This window comes from Streptomyces sp. NPDC003032, from assembly GCF_053591415.1.
Genome location: NZ_JBSFTT010000057.1, coordinates 1 through 14003 on the forward strand (window position 1 = coordinate 1; position 14003 = coordinate 14003).

Sequence of the window (14003 nt, forward strand, 5' to 3'; positions counted from 1 at the left end):
CTAGCAGAGTTCAGGATCACGAGGAAAGCCGCCTCGCACCCTGCAATCACTCCAAAGAGTGACGATATGACCGGTCGGATGTTAAGGAACAAGCTCATCGAGCAGAGCGAGACCGCGTACACCGAGGCCCTCGGCCTCGCGGCTGTGGCGACCGCCATGGACGACGACGTCCTCACCCTGCAGCCCGGCGCGGGACGTCCGCGGCCGCGTCCTGGCCGACGTCCTCTACCTCGACGGCGTCTTGACCGGCGCCCGCAACCGCGGCCTGGCCCCGGCGCTCATCGAGCGCCTGGAGGACGCCGTCAGCCACGGCCACGAGTTGACCGTGCTGCCCGCGGACACCGTCCGCACCACCAGCGCCGCCGCCCTCGCGGCCGGCCACTGAGCGCCCGGGGCGGCCACAGGCATCGAACCCGGCCGCCCCGGAGCACCACTCCCCCGCCTGAGCGCATCCGACAGAGGAAAGGAACCGATGCAACCGCTGACCCTGTCCGTCGGCACCATGTGCGCCCTCATCGGGCCGCCCGGCTGCGGCAAGTCGACCTTCGCCGCCCGCTACCCCGCCAGCTGGCGCATCTGCCTCGATCTCTACCGCCTGGCCGCGACCGACTCGGAGGCCGACCAGAGTGCAACTCCAGTCGCAGCCGAGATCCAGAACCTGCTCCTGGACGCGCGACTGTCCCGGAACCTCAGCGTGATCCTCGACTCCACCAACCTCCTGCCGCACGTGAGAGCCGGACTGCTGGCCCGCGCCCGCCACTGGCAACGCCCCAGCACAGCGGACCTGTTCGACGTGCCACTCCCCGTCGTGGAGGCACAGAACACCTCCCGAGACCGAGTGGTCCCGACGCACGTTGTACGTGAACTTCATGGCCTGACGCCCACCCGCGAGCAGCTGCTCGCCGAAGGCTTCGGCACAGTCCACCTGGCCTCCGAGCTCACCACGGTAGGAGCCGGACGATGAGCTGGGCGCGTACGGCCCGCGCCCCGCATCCTCACCCGCTCACCCCTGGCGACCTGCCAGCCGGTGACGCCTGGTCCCACGGCTGCCCGGACTGCTACCTGCCCATCCAAGGCGGCAGCGCCGGCCTGGCCGCGCACCGCAACACCGTCCACAACCCCCGCCGTGACTACGGCGACCCCCGCCCTTCCATCACGATCCGGCTCGACTTCTGACAGGAGATCCGCATGGCCGTCCAGACCAGGACCGACACCTTCGCCGCGCTCCGCGACTGCTGCGCCACCGACCTCGCCGCCCTCATCGGCGACCAGGCGCCGCGCGGCACCACCCCGAACGCCTTCATCGACCTGGTCGAAGAGGTCCGCGACCTCCTCGGCACATCCAGCCTCGGTGCCTGGCAGGACGCCAGCGAGGACCTGCACTGCGCCGTCGGCTACCTCACCGACGCACTGATCAGGCCGGACTGCGACCAGCGCACGCTGCTGGCCTGGGCACGTACCCACCTGCGCGACGGCATCGCGACGGTCAGCTGATCCCTGCCCCGAGTTGAGCGCACTCTGTGCCACCCCGGCCCCGCACCCGCCGGACCGGGGCGGTCGCAGTGGCCCTCAACCACGGACAGCGAGAGGAGATGGACGTCATGCCCTTGCCCTACTTCGAGGTCGACGTCCCAATACACCGCACGGGCCAGCCCGGCCTGAGCGGTGTGCACGTTTTCACCGGCCGCGCCGACAGCCGCAGCGAGGCCGTACGGATCTCACACGAGGTCTACGACCAGGCCGCTGCCGCGGCGGCGGCTGGACTCGAGATCCCCCACGGGCGGCCGGACGGCTGGGGGGCCTGCGGCTACCGACCCGACTGGGAGCTCGACTGGCCCGCCGCAACGGCCGGCCGCTGGAACAACCCCTACAGCTGGGCCCGCGCCCTCGACGGCGACCTCGAGCTGTAGCTCCGCCCCGGGACAGCCGCACATGCTTGGCGGCTTCGTCGGCTGCCCCGGGCCCATCCATCCCGCACGAGACGAGACGGAGAACCCAAGTATGTCCTCCCTCCTGCGCGTTCAGGGCCGGTTCGGCCAGCGCGCCCTCTTACTGACCACCGCCGCCGTGCCGATGACCGGCTGGGCCTTCCACGCGGTCGCGCTGCACAAGCAGCTCGCCGCGACCCGCCGCGACCCACTGACAGGCCTGCTGCGCCGCGACTCCTACACCGCCCGCGCCTGCCGGGTTCTGGCCCGGCACGGCGACGACACGACCGTGGTCATGGTCGACGCCGACCACTTCAAGGCAGTGAACGACACGATGGGCCACGCGGTCGGCGACGCGGTCCTCACGGCGTTCGGCGCCCGGCTCGCCGCGTGGGCGGGCCCGCACGCGTCCGTAGGCAGGCTCGGGGGCGATGAGTTCGCCGTCGTCCTGGAGCTTCCCGCCGGACATCGCGAGCAGCGTCTCGCGCAGCTAGTCCGGATGCTGCACACGCCGGTCGTCCTGGACGACGGCCGCACCGTCGACGTCGGCGCCTCGGTCGGCGCCGCGGCCCCGGACACGGTCGGCTCCCGCGACCTGACCCGGCTGCAGAGGGCCGCCGATGCCGCCCTCTACGACGGCAAGCACTCCGGCCGGGCGGTCCTCGCGACGGCGCAGCACGGCACGGTGGCGTCCGTCAACGGCCGCCGGGCCGGGCGTCCGGGCACGTCGGTGTGGGGGCGCGCAGCATGAACGACGCCGCGACTCCACAGCACGACCCCGCTGCCACCGACGGCCTGGACAGCGCCGAGTACACCGCCTACCCCGCGCCGCGCGCCTCGTCCTTGTGGCACCGCCACGGTCCGAAGCCCCGGCCGCTCAGCGACGCGGAGAGGCGGCACAACCGCGAACTGCTGGTCGCCGCTCAGTGCAAGCCCCACACCGCTGCCGCGAAGGGGGGCCGGTCATGTTCACCGACATGAGGAAGGCCTTCGAGGCCGAGGCCCTCGAACTCACGCCGCTCGCCAGCACGGTGAGTGCGGGCGCTTCCGTGGTGGTCGCCCGTCACGCCCGCGACAAGGACGACCTCACCGACCTGCTGGGCGCCCTCGGCCTGCCCTGCGGTGAGGACGACCTCGTACGCCTCCTCCCCCACCTCCCCACCACTCCCGACAACACCGCAACCGGAGACACCATGCCTGCCAATGCCTTCACCGCCACCGCCGCCTCCATGCTGAGCAGCGGTGACAGCCCCGACCACGTCCGCGAGACGCTCGGGCTCTCGGAGAGCGAGCTCGCCGAAGCCGTCCAGTACGCCGGACAGCACACCTCGGACACCGGTGCAGGGGCGGGCGCGGGGGCAGCGGAGCGCGACGGCATCGACGTCCTGCTGGGCTGGGCGGAGAACCACACGTCCGCCAGCATCCGTACCCGGGCCGCTCGCGTCCGCACCGCTCTGACCGAGCTGGCCGAGCGGCGCTGCGCCGACCAGGCGCAACGCGAAGCGGAGAAGCGGGTCGCCAGGGCCAAGGCCGAACTCGAGGTCGCCCAAGCCCAGCTGCGCCAGGTGAAGGCCAGCGGCCACACCACCGCCACGAGCTCGTCGCCCTCCACCCCGGCCGCGAGTGGTGCACGCAAGCGCACCTCGCAGGAGCTGGCCGCGATCCGCACGTGGGCGCGCGCCCACGGCTACCAGGTCGCCGGCCGCGGCAACCCGCCCAAGACGGTCCTGGACGCCTACGACGCCGCCCACCACAACACCCTGGCGGAGGCAAGCTGATGGACACCAAGCCCCTCACCATCGACGGCTTCCTCGACACCGTCCCCGTACCCGGCACCTCCCCGGGCACTGCCCGGTTCGAGCTGATCGTCTCCCCCACCGACAACATCGCGGACGATGCGGCGTGGTCCTGCTCCACCGGCGACCCCCGCATCGCCCACGAGCTGCTGAACGCCCTCCAGCCGGGCGACCAGCTCCGCGTCACGGGAGTCCTCCTCCAGTCCAGCGGACCGGGCGCTCTGGCCCGGTTCACCGTCGACGCCCTGGAGGTGCTGGCCCCCGCGCCGGCGCGGGCACTTCAGGAGATGGTCCTCGACCGGTACGGCGACTACGTCGTGATCTTCGACGCCGACACCGACACGGTGCCCGTCTTCACCGCGCTCGGGCAGTGGGTCGGCTGGGCCACCAGCCCAGACGCCATCACCACCCTGATTGACATCCACGAGCGCGTGCACGGCGGTGACGCGTGATGACGACCGCCGCGCAGCCTCGCACCGTCCTAAAGCGCTTCCCCGCCGGAAGCCCCCGAGGCTCATGGACGGCGGAAGAGTACGCCGCCGCCCAGCGCGCACATGGCACAGACGCCCACGTCCTGATGGACCTCAGCAGCGACCAGTTCCTTGTGGTCACCGACGCCACTCCCCAGTAGCACCGCCCGAAGCGCCGTGCCCCGACCTCACCGGCCGGGGCACGGCGCTCCCCCATTCCCGCCCTCGGCACTCAGGAGGTTCCCTCCGTGTTAGCCACCCTTGGCCCCGCCGTTCTCGCCATCGTCGCCACCCTGCTGGGCGCGATCGTGTCCGGCCGCTTCCAGGAGCGCGCCGCCGAACGGTCCGTACGCGTCAACCACGGCGAGTCGATTCGCCGCGACCGCCTGGAGGCCGTCACCGCGCTCGCCTGCGCCGCCAGCGACCACCGCCGGGCCCTATGGATGAGAGGCGACGCCGCCCTCAAGAACGCCGGCATCGAGCGGATCGAAAGCCTGCGCAGCGAGACCCACATGACCCGCAGCGCGGTCACCCGCCCCCTGGTCGCGCTCCGCGTCCTCATCGAGGACCAGGCCGTGCGCTCCGCCGCCAACCGCATGATCACGCTCACTTACGCGATCCGGAACGCGTACGCCACCGGCGAGGAACTGACCGCCTCCCGCGACGCCGCGAAGGACGCCCACGACGACTTCGTGAACACCGCCGCCCGCTACCTGCACCCGACGAGCACCCACCCCACCATTGAGCAGGAGACCCTCCGATGATCCGTCGCTTCCGCCGCCGCGGCCCCGCCCCTAGGGCTTGTGTGACGTTGTGATCAGCCAGTTGCCTTCAGAAGGTCGTTGATCCAGAGCATCGAGGCACGGAGGTGGAGGCCGGCGAGGTAGCTCTCGGGCGTCTTGTCGTATCGAGTCGCGATACCGCGCCATGCCTTCAACTTGTTGATGAGCCGCTCGACGGTGTTCCGCTCCTTGTAAAGATCGCCGTCGTGGCGTGTGGGGCGGCCGCCCCGGCGGCCCTTCTTCTTCCGGTTGGCGGACTGGTCCCTCTTCTCCGGGACGACTGCCTTGATGCCACGTTTCCGCAGGTAAGAGCGGTTAGCGCGGGACGAGTAGGCCTTGTCCGCGGCGACAGCGTCGGGCCGGGTTCGGGGACGGCCGAGAGGCACACGGACCCGCACCTTCTGCAACACGGGGACGAACTGCGGGCTGTCGGCGGCCTGTCCTGCGGTCAGGACGAGCGACAACGGACGGCACTTGCGGTCCGCGGCGAGATGAACCTTGCTCGTCAGCCCACCACGGAATCTGCCGAGCAGGGCTTGGTTCAAGCGGAGCTTGCGCCGTCGCCTGATACGCCGCCGCTCTTCCCACTCGGGTCCGTCCCTGCCGTCCTGTCCGTTCTGTTCTGGCGGGCCGCCCCCTTTTGCCGGGCCCGCTCCTGCTCGGCGGCGGCTTCTTCAAGGGCGTCCATGACCTCCTTGCCGATGCACATCCCGGCGGCGTCATGGTGGGCGCGGGCAGTGGTGGAGTCCACGCTGACCAGGGATAAGTCCGTCTGCCCCCGGCGGGCGGCCTCCGCAATCATGCCTTCCAGAAGAGCAGAGAAGACCCCGGCGTCCCGCCAGACGCGAAAGCGGCCGTAGACCGTCGGCCACGGTCCGAACTCGGAGGGCATCTCGCGCCACTGGGCGCTGGACCGGAACCGCCAGATCACCCCTTCGAACTGCTCCCGCAGCCGTTCGGGGTACGGGCCGTACTCGCCTATCGGCAGGTACGGCTCGATGAACTCCCATTGCTTGTCGGTGAGTTGCCTACGTGTCACACCCAGCGTCCTACCAGGTCCTGCCCCGCAAGGGATCAAAACGCGAAATTGATCACGACCTCACACAGGCCCTAGTGCCCTCTCCCCCGAAGACCAAGCCGTCGTCGACCAGTTCCGTGCGACGCTCACCGCCCTGCGCAACCCCCAGCCCTGGACGCCCGGCTGTTCCCAGGACATCGCCGTGCGGATCGGGCCGTTCGTGGAACGCGCTCACCCCCGCCCCGGCGACGACCACGGCCCCGACATGATCGCCGTCGCCCTGGTCCACCCCGGAACCCCGCACGCGCTCGCCTACCTCCACGGCCACCAGCTCGGCTATGCCGAACGCGGCTGGCTGCGATGCGAGACGACCGCGATCCTCGGCTTCTGGCAGTCGGGCTACGCGATGCTCACCCACGCCGCCGCCGACCTGCCCCTGCCCGACGACGTCGGCATGCCCCCGGCGCACTACGCCCTCTACATCGAGGCCCGCAAGCGCGACGACAGCCTCGACGGCTACACCCTGCTGCGCGTCGGCCCCTACACCCAGACCCGGCACGCCCAGCAGGACTACGACCGGCTCACCACCGCGCTGGAGGGACGGGAGACAACCCTCGCACCCGGGTTCCGTGTCTCCGTGCGGTTCGGGCCGTTCGACGTCAGCGACCACCAGCTGTTCCGTGACCCGTACGAGGCCGACGCCGTCGCGCTCCTGGACGCCGCCGTCGCGGCGGTGAGCGCATGACCGCCCCGGCCCTGTACGAGATCGAGACCAGCGAGGGCGACGACGGCACCATGCACCCCGCCGAACAGATCTGGACGCCTTGCGCCGACGGGACGGCCGACCACGGGTTCATCGCCCACCAGGGCCTGTTCGTCGCCGGGATCGACAGTGGCACCGACGATGACCTCTACCCGGTTGGCTTCCTCGTCCTCGGACACCAGCGGTGGGCCGGCATCACCTCGGCCGCCGCCGCGTACATGTACCGGACCCACGGCTGGCGCAACCTCCACCTCTACCCGGGCGACGACCCCTCGGTCCTAATCCCCCGCATCCCACGCGCCGTCCACACCCACGGCGTCTTCTTACGACACCCGCACCCGGACCACGGCTGCGGATGCGAGTGGGACGACACCTGGCGCATGGTCTGGGCGCCAGCCGCCGAGCCAGGTGCCGTATCGGTCACCGCCCTACGGCACCCCGCCGCCCTGACGACAGCAGCTGGCATCCCGAATCCCGATGAAGGCGCGCCCGCGACCTGGGCAGTCTGACGACTGAAGGCCCGGTACCCCGCAGACGATCGCGGGGTACCGGGCCTTCTTGCGTTTCAGGGTCTGCCCCACGCAGGATCCCCGGCCATACACGAGCACCGTCAGCCAGGACCGACGGCTCCAACTTCACGTGCAGGTAGGTGACCACGGAGAAGGCGTCGCCGTACGACAGCTGGCCCGGCTGTTCCGCCTTGGACGGCACCGCGCTCGCCGGAGCATGAGCCGCCTGGGTATTAACGCCGTTAACGGTCGACGGCACGGAGGAGCCGGCCCGGCACCCCGCCCTCGGGATATTAGGGCGCCGGTGGGAGCCACGCGGAGGGCAATTCCAGCCCCCGGGGCAGTGGCTCTCCGGGAGAAGGCACCAGACCATGCGGCGCGTCACCGGACGCGCGGCTGAAATGGACCGTGCCACCGGCGAACCGCGCGCCGACGAAGCTGACCGTGCCGCCGGAGAACCGCGCGCCGTTGGAGCCGACCGCGCCGCCGGAGAACTCCGCGCTGCGGAAATTGACCGTGGCGCCGGAGAACTCCGCGTAGCGGAAGTAGATCACGCCGTCGGAGAACCGTGCGCTGATGAAGTCGACCGCACCGCCGGAGAACCGTGCGTCGCTGAAGTCGACCTCCCCGCCGGAGAACCGGGCGCCGACGAAGCCGACCGCACCGCCGGAGAACCGTGCGTCGATGAAGTCGACCGCGCCGCCGGAGAACTCCGCGCCGATGAAGTCGACCGTGGCGCCAGAGAACTCCACGCTGTTGAAGTCCGCCGTGCCGCCGGAGAACCTCGCGCGGACGAAATGGACCACGCCGCCGGAAAACTCCGCGCCGCCGAAGTCGACCATGGCGCCGGAGAACTTCGCGCCGTCGAAGACGACCATGGCGCCGGAGAACTCCACGCCCCTGAAGTCGACCATGCCGCTGGAGAACCGTGCGGAACGGAAGGAGACCGTGCTCCCGGGGCCGAAGACCGCGCCAGAGAAGTCGCCGCCGTCGAAGACGACGCTGGTGAAGTCGAAGTCGTACCCCTGCCAGGAGACGTGCGTCTCCTGGGAACCGAGCGCGGTGCGGTCGCGGATAAGGCGGATGATGGTGTGCCGCACCTCGCGCAGCGCCAGGTAGGCGTGCCGGGCAGTCACGTCGTCCGGCGGGAGGTCGGTCTCAGCGGTGTAAGGCAGCCGCAGATACGCGCACAGCACGTCGATGCAGGTCTGTCGCAGCAGGTCGGTCGGCGCGTCGTCGGCGAGCCCGGCCAGCGCGTGTACACCACCGAGGCGCACCGCGGCGGACTCGCTGCCGAGTTGGGAGACGGCGGTGGTGAAGCGCTCGGTGTGCAGCCGGGTGGCCTCCCGTAGCGCACCGGCCTCGTCCACCCGCTGACGGCGGTAGGCCACTACCAAGGCGACCAGCGCACCAGCCCCGGCCACCACCCCGAAGGAGAGCTTCACCAAATCGAAGAGAGTCTTATAGGTAAGCCGGCGCTCCGGCTTCAGCTCTCGGGCGCCGAGCAGATCCCACCCGATGAAGAACACTCCGGCCACAATCATGACCGCGAGGGCGAAGGTCGCGGCCAGTACCAGGCCGACCGGCCACAGGCGCAGGATCCGCCGATCTCGGCGACGTATCAGTTGAGGGATCACACCCCGCAGGATCACCCAGCACACTCGCTGGCCGCAGGTCCTCGCCACATCCCGTCTGTTTCAGGGTGGCGAAGCCTCGGGGCCTCGCCGACGCCTCACTGTCTTCTCAGGAACAGCAGACGGCCGACCTCGAGGTCGCGCAGCTCACAGCTGTGATTCCGAGGGTGATCCTGTTTCCTGTTCAGTTCGACGCCCATGGGACGGGCAGACGAACGCCACGGTGTTAGGCGGATGCGGGCCGCGGGGCCCATGAGGCCTGACTCTCTGCAACGAGTGCGAGCCCGAGGGACCATCGCTGGAAACAATTGTTTCCAAGACGTTCGGCCAGATCGACCAAAGGGGCTGCTGCGTGGTGTGGGCAGACCGCCCTCAAGATCGGTCGTGCCCAATTGGGCAAGAACGATCTTGAGGGCCTTGGCGCTGTGGGGACCCACTGAGCTCTGTGGCGGGCCGGGAGCTGTACAGCGTTAACGCCGTTAACGGTGGCGGTCGATCAGTCCGCAGTGGTGGTGAGTGACTCCATAAGCAACTCCGCCACTGCCGTCAGGTCTTGAGGCGACAGCTGCTCCGTCAACGCGGCCACGATGCCCTGAGGGGAGGTGTCAGAGATGACCACAGAAGCACCAGGAGCGGGATCTGCCGCTGCCGGGGTATTAACGGCGTTAACGGTCCGGGCCGGAACCGCAGGATCAGTACCGGGGGAGTCAGGGGTGTTAACGCCGTTAACGGTCGGCGCAGCGCTTCCGGCGGCCAGTTGACGACGCGGTGTGCGCTGGCGTGGCGTCTTCGGCGCGGCCATGGCCTTCTGGGCGGCGGGGGCTTGCTGCTCTTTGGGTAGACGGCCGATGCGCCGCGCGGGCTCCACCTTCAGTTGCCCGGTCTCCACGGCATCCTGCAACTCCGGAGTGAGTTCCAACAGTGCCAGCCGTTGCGACACCCATGCCGGTGTTTTACCCAGCCGCTTGGCTACCTTGCCCTGTGAGCCGTGTACCTCCACCAGTTGCTGTATGGCTTTGGCCTGGTCCAAGGGGGGCACGTCCACCCGGTGCACGTTGGCGATCAGTGCCGATTCGAGAATGTCGGCGGCGCTGGCCGACAGTTCGTCGTTGACGTCGATGCGCAGCTCGACCAGGCCGGCCTGAGTGGCGGCCTTGAGGCGGCGGTTGCCGTCGATGACGACATACTCAGCCGCCCCGATCTGCTCCTCCTGATCAGGATGCGCGCTCAAGAAGGCGGTACGTCGAGCGACGGTGATCGGCTGGATCTGCCCTCGGACGCGAAGTGACTCCGCGGTCTCTTCGATGTCGGTGTACTCATCGCGCGGATTGAACGGATTGTGCGCCAGCTCAGTCAACGGCACGGAGGCCGGCGGGCGCTTCCCCTCACCGTTGATGATCTGCTGGCGCGTCCGTACACGCCGCGGCGTTCCCTGCCCGCTGTCCTGGCCGTCCTCGTCCAGGGTGAAACCGCGCGTCACACGCTCCTGGCCTTTGGGATTGGTTTTCCTCATACCGCCAGTTCCTTCGCCAGGTCGCGCATCGCCTGCGCATGCTCACTGTCGGGCGCGTACTCCAGCAGCGGGATCTCCCCGTCCGCAGCCTCACGCCCCTCCTTCAGATCCCCGATGACCGCCAACACCGCTGGGGAACTGCTGCGCTCCCACTGGTCTCGGTTCTCCTTGACCAGCTTCCCGCGGCGGCTGTCATAGGCGTTGACGACCAGTCCGAGATAGTCGACCGTGATCCGCCCCTTGCGGCACAGGTCCTCCATCTGCGAGCGCAGCAGGCGAAATGCTCGATGCGAGGCCTTGTTGGCCCAGACCGGTGTGATGACGCCGGAACGGTCCGACAGCTCACCGTCACGGCGGCGGACGTAGTACAGCGCTGTGTCCATGTTCAGCCCGAGACTGGGCGGCCCGTCGATGATGATGACGTCGTAGTCGTTCTCCAACGGCTCCAGAGCACGCTCCAAGGCGGCTTCACTGAATGACACCTTCGACAGCGCCACATCCCGCAAGAACGCGTCGTCGCTCGCGGGCAGCAGATGCAGACGCTCGCCGAAGCGCTCTTGGTCCAAGGCCACCAGCAGATCGTGGATGTCGCCCTTGGCAGTCCCGTCCATGTGCATCAGCAGAGTTTCGACATCGTCCTCGTACATGAGGTCCTCGAAGCCGAGCTCCGCAGTGAGGTGACCCTGAGGGTCGTAGTCGACCAACAGGACCCTGCGGCCAGCCTCGGCGAGGGCCTGGGCGACGCCGCTGGAGATGAACGTCTTGCCGACACCGCCCTTCTGATTGGCCACTATGACCCGGGTGACCGGCTGCTCGGTGAGCGGGCTCGTCGGGGAGGGGTGTGCCTCCAACCAGAGCGTCAACGCCTGCGCCAGGCCCTTGACATAGGTGACGCCGCGGTCCGTGCATGCCGCTCTGAACCTGTCCGGGTCGCCGACGGGGAGGAAGGTTCCCCACGTTTTGGCGCCCTCGGTCTTGACCTCCGGCAAGACGTCTGCGGAATACCAGGCGTTGATCGCGTGCTCAGCAGCGTCCTGGATGTCCATTCCATGCTCAAAAGCACGGATCTTCAGTTGTCTACGTAGCTGGGGAGTGAGGGCCGTAATTAGCTTCTCTCGCTCCCCGCGAGGGCTGGGGATGCTCATGCGGCTAAACATTACTAGGTTCAGGTGCGGTTAGGCCGTCACCGACACTGCCCCACGACCGCGATACACACCCCCTCTGACCTGTCTCCCTGAAGGTGGGCCAGTCTCGGTCTATCTGAGCTATCTACCCGTGTGTCTCAGTCAACCTTGGCCATCTGCCGTTCTGTCTCGCTCTTTCTGAGCCGCTGCTGCGCTTGGCTGCCTACGGTTGTGCGACTGATGACAAGGCGACGGGGGCACGATGCGCATCGCGGTGACGGGGGCTGCGGGCAGCCTGGGCGGGCGGGTTGTGCAGTTGCTCGCAGACCGGGCCGACGTGGACGTGGTAGCGATGACCAGGCGGAAGCTGCCTACGGAGGCGTTACCGCCGCAGGTGGAGGTCGCCGTTGCCGACTACGCCGATCCGCGCGCACTGCGTGCGGCGCTGAAGGGCGTGGACACTTTGGTCTTCGTCTCCAGTGACGGGCCCGATGCACGGGTGCTGCTGCACCACCGCAACGTTGCCGCCGCTGTGGCAGCTGAGCGCGTCGGCCATGTCGCGGCGCTGAGCAGCGTTGACGCCGACGCGGCGTCCCCATTCTGCTATGCGGTGGTCAACCGGCTCACCGAGGATCTGCTTCTGGCGTCCGGCGTGCCGTGCTCGTTCGCCAGGGCTTCGCTGTACATCGAGTTCTTCCAGGGCTGGCTCACCGAGGCGCGCGCGACCGGGCTGCTGAGCCTTCCGGCAGCGGATGGCCGGGTCTCCCTGGTGGCGCGCGACGACGTGGCGCGCGCCCTCACCGCACTCGCGGTGGGTGAGCCGACCGGCCGTCACCACGACATCACGGGACCTGAGTCAGTGGACCTGGCAGGCATTGCCTCGATCACGGCGGAGGCGTGGGAGACGCCTGTCGCCTACGTGGACATCCCAGCTGGCAAGTACTGTGCCGAGACGGCGGCGACCGGCCTGGATCCCTGGTGGCTCTATGCCTTTTCGTCCATGTTCGCCTCGGTGCGCGAGCAGCGCTGGGATCGAGTGCGAAACGACTACACCCAGCTGACCGGCCGCTTTCCCCTCGCTCTCCGCGACGTCCTGTCAGCACACGGGTAAGAGAGCCGACCACCGCCGAGCGGGCAATGACGACGCCGAGCGGGGCCAGCTCAAGCACTCAGTCACAGGTCGTTGTACATGGTCAGCGCCGGGTGGGGGTGGCTGGTGGAGGCTGAAGACTTCTGGCTGGAGTACGTCGACTGTCGTGGTGAGCTGCACAGCGGGCCGCTTGAGGGGATGTGGTCGACGCGTTTCGAGGCTGCTGGCCAGGCGCGGACGTGCCCGTCGTACCGGGGCAGCGCCACTTTCCCGGCTGGTACTGGGCTGCTACCAGTGGCGAGTTGGTGGGTTTCGAGTCGTGGGTGGAGCTCGGTCAGCGCCGCAGCCGACGAACTATTGTCTGATGACACGCCAAGGTAGGTGTGGCGCACTGTCGTTGAACTGCCCGCCCATGAGCACTGCCAAGATGACCTGCGGCGTCACGCCGACATCTCAGGCCAAGTGGCAGTACTTCCTGTCCGAGCGGTCAGCGGCCCGTTAGTCAGGGGCCGGTGAGGATGCCGTGGGTGCCGATGCGGCGCCAGATGACGTGTGGGGTGCCGGGACGGTGCTCGGGTCCGTATTCCCATGTGGCGCGTCCTGCGGGGCCGTTGCCCATGGACCAGGTGAGCTCGTAGATGCCCCGCGCTCGTTGGACACGCTTGACGCGGAGGCCGGCGCGGAAGCGGCCTCCGGTGCGCAGGTCCTCGACGAAGGCCGCCACGGTCTGGCGGAAGCGGTGGCGCTGTTCTGGGGTGAGGCGGTCCAGGTCGGTGGTGAAGCGGGGCAGGGTCTCGTACGTGGGCACGGCGAACTCCTCCAGAACGCACGAAGCCCCCGGCCGGTCGGCCGGGGGCGGTGGTGGCTGCTCGTGTTGAAGGGCGTCGGTGACGCGGTGCGCTCAGCGGTGGTGAAGGTCGGGGAAGTAACCCGCTGATGTGCGCTCTATGGCGTTGGAGTCGGCTGGAGGCGGATTTCGGGACGGGTGGTGCTCGTGAGGTCGGCGCGCAGTATTCGCACGGTTGGGGTCAGCTGTCGTAGAGGGCGTGCATCAGGTCGGCCCACTTCTGTGCGCGGGGCATGTCGTTGGCGCAGCTCTCGCAGTGGGGCACCGTGTCGGTCCGCGTGGGGTACGGCACGTTCGAGCGGACTTCGACGGTCGGGCGCAGTGTGAGGGGGTGGCGGCACAGCGGGCAGGGGTCTCCGTGGAGCAGTTCGGTATGCATGCGGCGGACTGTGCACACGTCGGCGCCTTACTGTCTTGGGCTGGCATGGCGGTCCGCCTGGCGGGCGCTGCGGTAAAGATCTGGTGATGGCCTCCCGCCCGGCGGGAAGGACCCCGGATCGCGCCTTTTTGCAGGTCAACGCCGGGCTTC

General features: G+C 68.9%; 19 protein-coding genes and 1 pseudogene. 14 read left to right on the forward strand and 6 right to left on the reverse strand.

The features are described 5' to 3' along the window. The first annotated feature begins 241 nt into the window (after window positions 1-241). The 11 genes from ACWDZ7_RS39250 to ACWDZ7_RS39300 all read left to right on the forward strand — a co-directional run bounded on the left by ACWDZ7_RS39250 (window position 242) and on the right by ACWDZ7_RS39300 (window position 4958). Entirely contained in the window at window positions 242-385 is a 144-nt protein-coding gene (locus ACWDZ7_RS39250) for a hypothetical protein (protein ID WP_451803543.1), read from the forward strand. 87 nt (window positions 386-472) lie between these two features. After that, window positions 473-964, forward strand: a complete 492-nt coding sequence (locus ACWDZ7_RS39255; RefSeq protein ID WP_451803544.1) for an AAA family ATPase — start codon at window positions 473-475, stop codon at window positions 962-964. Beyond that, on the forward strand, window positions 961-1176 hold the full coding sequence (locus ACWDZ7_RS39260; protein WP_451803545.1) for a hypothetical protein: 216 nt from the start codon (window positions 961-963) through the stop codon (window positions 1174-1176). The genes ACWDZ7_RS39255 and ACWDZ7_RS39260 overlap by 4 nt, the downstream gene beginning before the upstream one ends. A 12-nt stretch (window positions 1177-1188) precedes the next feature. After that, complete coding sequence (locus ACWDZ7_RS39265; RefSeq protein ID WP_451803546.1) at window positions 1189-1494, forward strand: hypothetical protein; 306 nt, start codon at window positions 1189-1191, stop codon at window positions 1492-1494. Window positions 1495-1601: 107 nt separating this feature from the next. Continuing rightward, window positions 1602-1910, forward strand: a complete 309-nt coding sequence (locus ACWDZ7_RS39270) for a hypothetical protein (protein ID WP_451803547.1) — start codon at window positions 1602-1604, stop codon at window positions 1908-1910. Window positions 1911-2001: 91 nt separating this feature from the next. Next, complete coding sequence (locus ACWDZ7_RS39275; RefSeq protein WP_451803548.1) at window positions 2002-2679, forward strand: GGDEF domain-containing protein; 678 nt, start codon at window positions 2002-2004, stop codon at window positions 2677-2679. Then, on the forward strand, window positions 2676-2909 hold the full coding sequence (locus ACWDZ7_RS39280; RefSeq protein WP_451803549.1) for a hypothetical protein: 234 nt from the start codon (window positions 2676-2678) through the stop codon (window positions 2907-2909). Before ACWDZ7_RS39275 ends, ACWDZ7_RS39280 begins: the two co-directional genes overlap by 4 nt. Then, the gene (locus ACWDZ7_RS39285) at window positions 2894-3706 is read left to right on the forward strand and encodes an Lsr2 family DNA-binding protein (protein WP_451803550.1); all 813 of its coding nucleotides are present in this window, start codon (window positions 2894-2896) and stop codon (window positions 3704-3706) included. The genes ACWDZ7_RS39280 and ACWDZ7_RS39285 overlap by 16 nt, the downstream gene beginning before the upstream one ends. Beyond that, the gene (locus ACWDZ7_RS39290) at window positions 3706-4176 is read left to right on the forward strand and encodes a hypothetical protein (RefSeq protein ID WP_451803551.1); all 471 of its coding nucleotides are present in this window, start codon (window positions 3706-3708) and stop codon (window positions 4174-4176) included. Before ACWDZ7_RS39285 ends, ACWDZ7_RS39290 begins: the two co-directional genes overlap by 1 nt. Next, window positions 4176-4355 (forward strand): hypothetical protein, encoded by a 180-nt coding sequence (locus tag ACWDZ7_RS39295; protein ID WP_451803552.1) that lies wholly within the window; start codon window positions 4176-4178, stop codon window positions 4353-4355. The genes ACWDZ7_RS39290 and ACWDZ7_RS39295 overlap by 1 nt, the downstream gene beginning before the upstream one ends. Window positions 4356-4442: 87 nt before the next feature. Then, window positions 4443-4958 (forward strand): hypothetical protein, encoded by a 516-nt coding sequence (locus ACWDZ7_RS39300; RefSeq protein WP_451803553.1) that lies wholly within the window; start codon window positions 4443-4445, stop codon window positions 4956-4958. Window positions 4959-5011: 53 nt separating this feature from the next. Here ACWDZ7_RS39300 and ACWDZ7_RS39305 read toward each other — a convergent pair. Further along, window positions 5012-6015: pseudogene (locus ACWDZ7_RS39305) on the reverse strand (IS5 family transposase). A gap of 181 nt (window positions 6016-6196) precedes the next feature. Here ACWDZ7_RS39305 and ACWDZ7_RS39310 point away from each other — a divergent pair. Further along, window positions 6197-6739 (forward strand): hypothetical protein, encoded by a 543-nt coding sequence (locus tag ACWDZ7_RS39310; protein ID WP_451803554.1) that lies wholly within the window; start codon window positions 6197-6199, stop codon window positions 6737-6739. Continuing rightward, window positions 6736-7266 (forward strand): hypothetical protein, encoded by a 531-nt coding sequence (locus tag ACWDZ7_RS39315; protein WP_451803555.1) that lies wholly within the window; start codon window positions 6736-6738, stop codon window positions 7264-7266. The genes ACWDZ7_RS39310 and ACWDZ7_RS39315 overlap by 4 nt, the downstream gene beginning before the upstream one ends. A gap of 293 nt (window positions 7267-7559) precedes the next feature. Here ACWDZ7_RS39315 and ACWDZ7_RS39320 read toward each other — a convergent pair whose 3' ends face one another. The 3 genes from ACWDZ7_RS39320 to ACWDZ7_RS39330 form a co-directional block, all read right to left on the reverse strand. Then, complete coding sequence (locus tag ACWDZ7_RS39320; RefSeq protein ID WP_451803556.1) at window positions 7560-8903, reverse strand: pentapeptide repeat-containing protein; 1344 nt, start codon at window positions 8901-8903, stop codon at window positions 7560-7562. Between the two features lie 493 nt (window positions 8904-9396). Next, window positions 9397-10413 carry a ParB/RepB/Spo0J family partition protein gene (locus ACWDZ7_RS39325; RefSeq protein ID WP_451803557.1) on the reverse strand — a complete coding sequence of 339 codons (1017 nt, stop codon included), beginning with the start codon at window positions 10411-10413 and terminating at the stop codon, window positions 9397-9399. Next, window positions 10410-11459, reverse strand: coding sequence for a ParA family protein (locus ACWDZ7_RS39330; protein WP_451803558.1), 1050 nt, complete (start codon window positions 11457-11459; stop codon window positions 10410-10412). Before ACWDZ7_RS39330 ends, ACWDZ7_RS39325 begins: the two co-directional genes overlap by 4 nt. A gap of 340 nt (window positions 11460-11799) precedes the next feature. Between ACWDZ7_RS39330 and ACWDZ7_RS39335 the strand changes: the two genes are divergently transcribed. Then, the gene (locus ACWDZ7_RS39335) at window positions 11800-12648 is read left to right on the forward strand and encodes an NAD(P)H-binding protein (RefSeq protein ID WP_451803559.1); all 849 of its coding nucleotides are present in this window, start codon (window positions 11800-11802) and stop codon (window positions 12646-12648) included. A 481-nt stretch (window positions 12649-13129) separates the two neighbouring features. Here ACWDZ7_RS39335 and ACWDZ7_RS39340 read toward each other — a convergent pair whose 3' ends face one another. Next, window positions 13130-13435 carry a hypothetical protein gene (locus ACWDZ7_RS39340; RefSeq protein ID WP_451803560.1) on the reverse strand — a complete coding sequence of 102 codons (306 nt, stop codon included), beginning with the start codon at window positions 13433-13435 and terminating at the stop codon, window positions 13130-13132. A gap of 220 nt (window positions 13436-13655) precedes the next feature. Beyond that, window positions 13656-13853: a hypothetical protein gene (locus ACWDZ7_RS39345; protein WP_451803561.1), complete on the reverse strand. Its 198-nt coding sequence runs from the start codon at window positions 13851-13853 to the stop codon at window positions 13656-13658. Between the last annotated feature and the right edge of the window lie 150 nt (window positions 13854-14003).

What these genes read in the sequence shown, in the direction of transcription:
- ACWDZ7_RS39255 (WP_451803544.1), top strand. Translation starts at nt 473, where the DNA reads ATGCAACCGCTGACCCTGTCCGTCGGCACCATGTGCGCCCTCATCGGG.
- ACWDZ7_RS39260 (WP_451803545.1), top strand. Translation starts at nt 961, where the DNA reads ATGAGCTGGGCGCGTACGGCCCGCGCCCCGCATCCTCACCCGCTCACC.
- ACWDZ7_RS39265 (WP_451803546.1), top strand. Translation starts at nt 1,189, where the DNA reads ATGGCCGTCCAGACCAGGACCGACACCTTCGCCGCGCTCCGCGACTGC.
- ACWDZ7_RS39270 (WP_451803547.1), top strand. Translation starts at nt 1,602, where the DNA reads ATGCCCTTGCCCTACTTCGAGGTCGACGTCCCAATACACCGCACGGGC.
- ACWDZ7_RS39275 (WP_451803548.1), top strand. Translation starts at nt 2,002, where the DNA reads ATGTCCTCCCTCCTGCGCGTTCAGGGCCGGTTCGGCCAGCGCGCCCTC.
- ACWDZ7_RS39280 (WP_451803549.1), top strand. Translation starts at nt 2,676, where the DNA reads ATGAACGACGCCGCGACTCCACAGCACGACCCCGCTGCCACCGACGGC.
- ACWDZ7_RS39285 (WP_451803550.1), top strand. Translation starts at nt 2,894, where the DNA reads ATGTTCACCGACATGAGGAAGGCCTTCGAGGCCGAGGCCCTCGAACTC.
- ACWDZ7_RS39290 (WP_451803551.1), top strand. Translation starts at nt 3,706, where the DNA reads ATGGACACCAAGCCCCTCACCATCGACGGCTTCCTCGACACCGTCCCC.
- ACWDZ7_RS39295 (WP_451803552.1), top strand. Translation starts at nt 4,176, where the DNA reads ATGACGACCGCCGCGCAGCCTCGCACCGTCCTAAAGCGCTTCCCCGCC.
- ACWDZ7_RS39315 (WP_451803555.1), top strand. Translation starts at nt 6,736, where the DNA reads ATGACCGCCCCGGCCCTGTACGAGATCGAGACCAGCGAGGGCGACGAC.
- ACWDZ7_RS39325 (WP_451803557.1), bottom strand. Translation starts at nt 10,413, where the DNA reads ATGAGGAAAACCAATCCCAAAGGCCAGGAGCGTGTGACGCGCGGTTTC.
- ACWDZ7_RS39330 (WP_451803558.1), bottom strand. Translation starts at nt 11,459, where the DNA reads ATGGACATCCAGGACGCTGCTGAGCACGCGATCAACGCCTGGTATTCC.
- ACWDZ7_RS39335 (WP_451803559.1), top strand. Translation starts at nt 11,800, where the DNA reads ATGCGCATCGCGGTGACGGGGGCTGCGGGCAGCCTGGGCGGGCGGGTT.
- ACWDZ7_RS39345 (WP_451803561.1), bottom strand. Translation starts at nt 13,853, where the DNA reads ATGCATACCGAACTGCTCCACGGAGACCCCTGCCCGCTGTGCCGCCAC.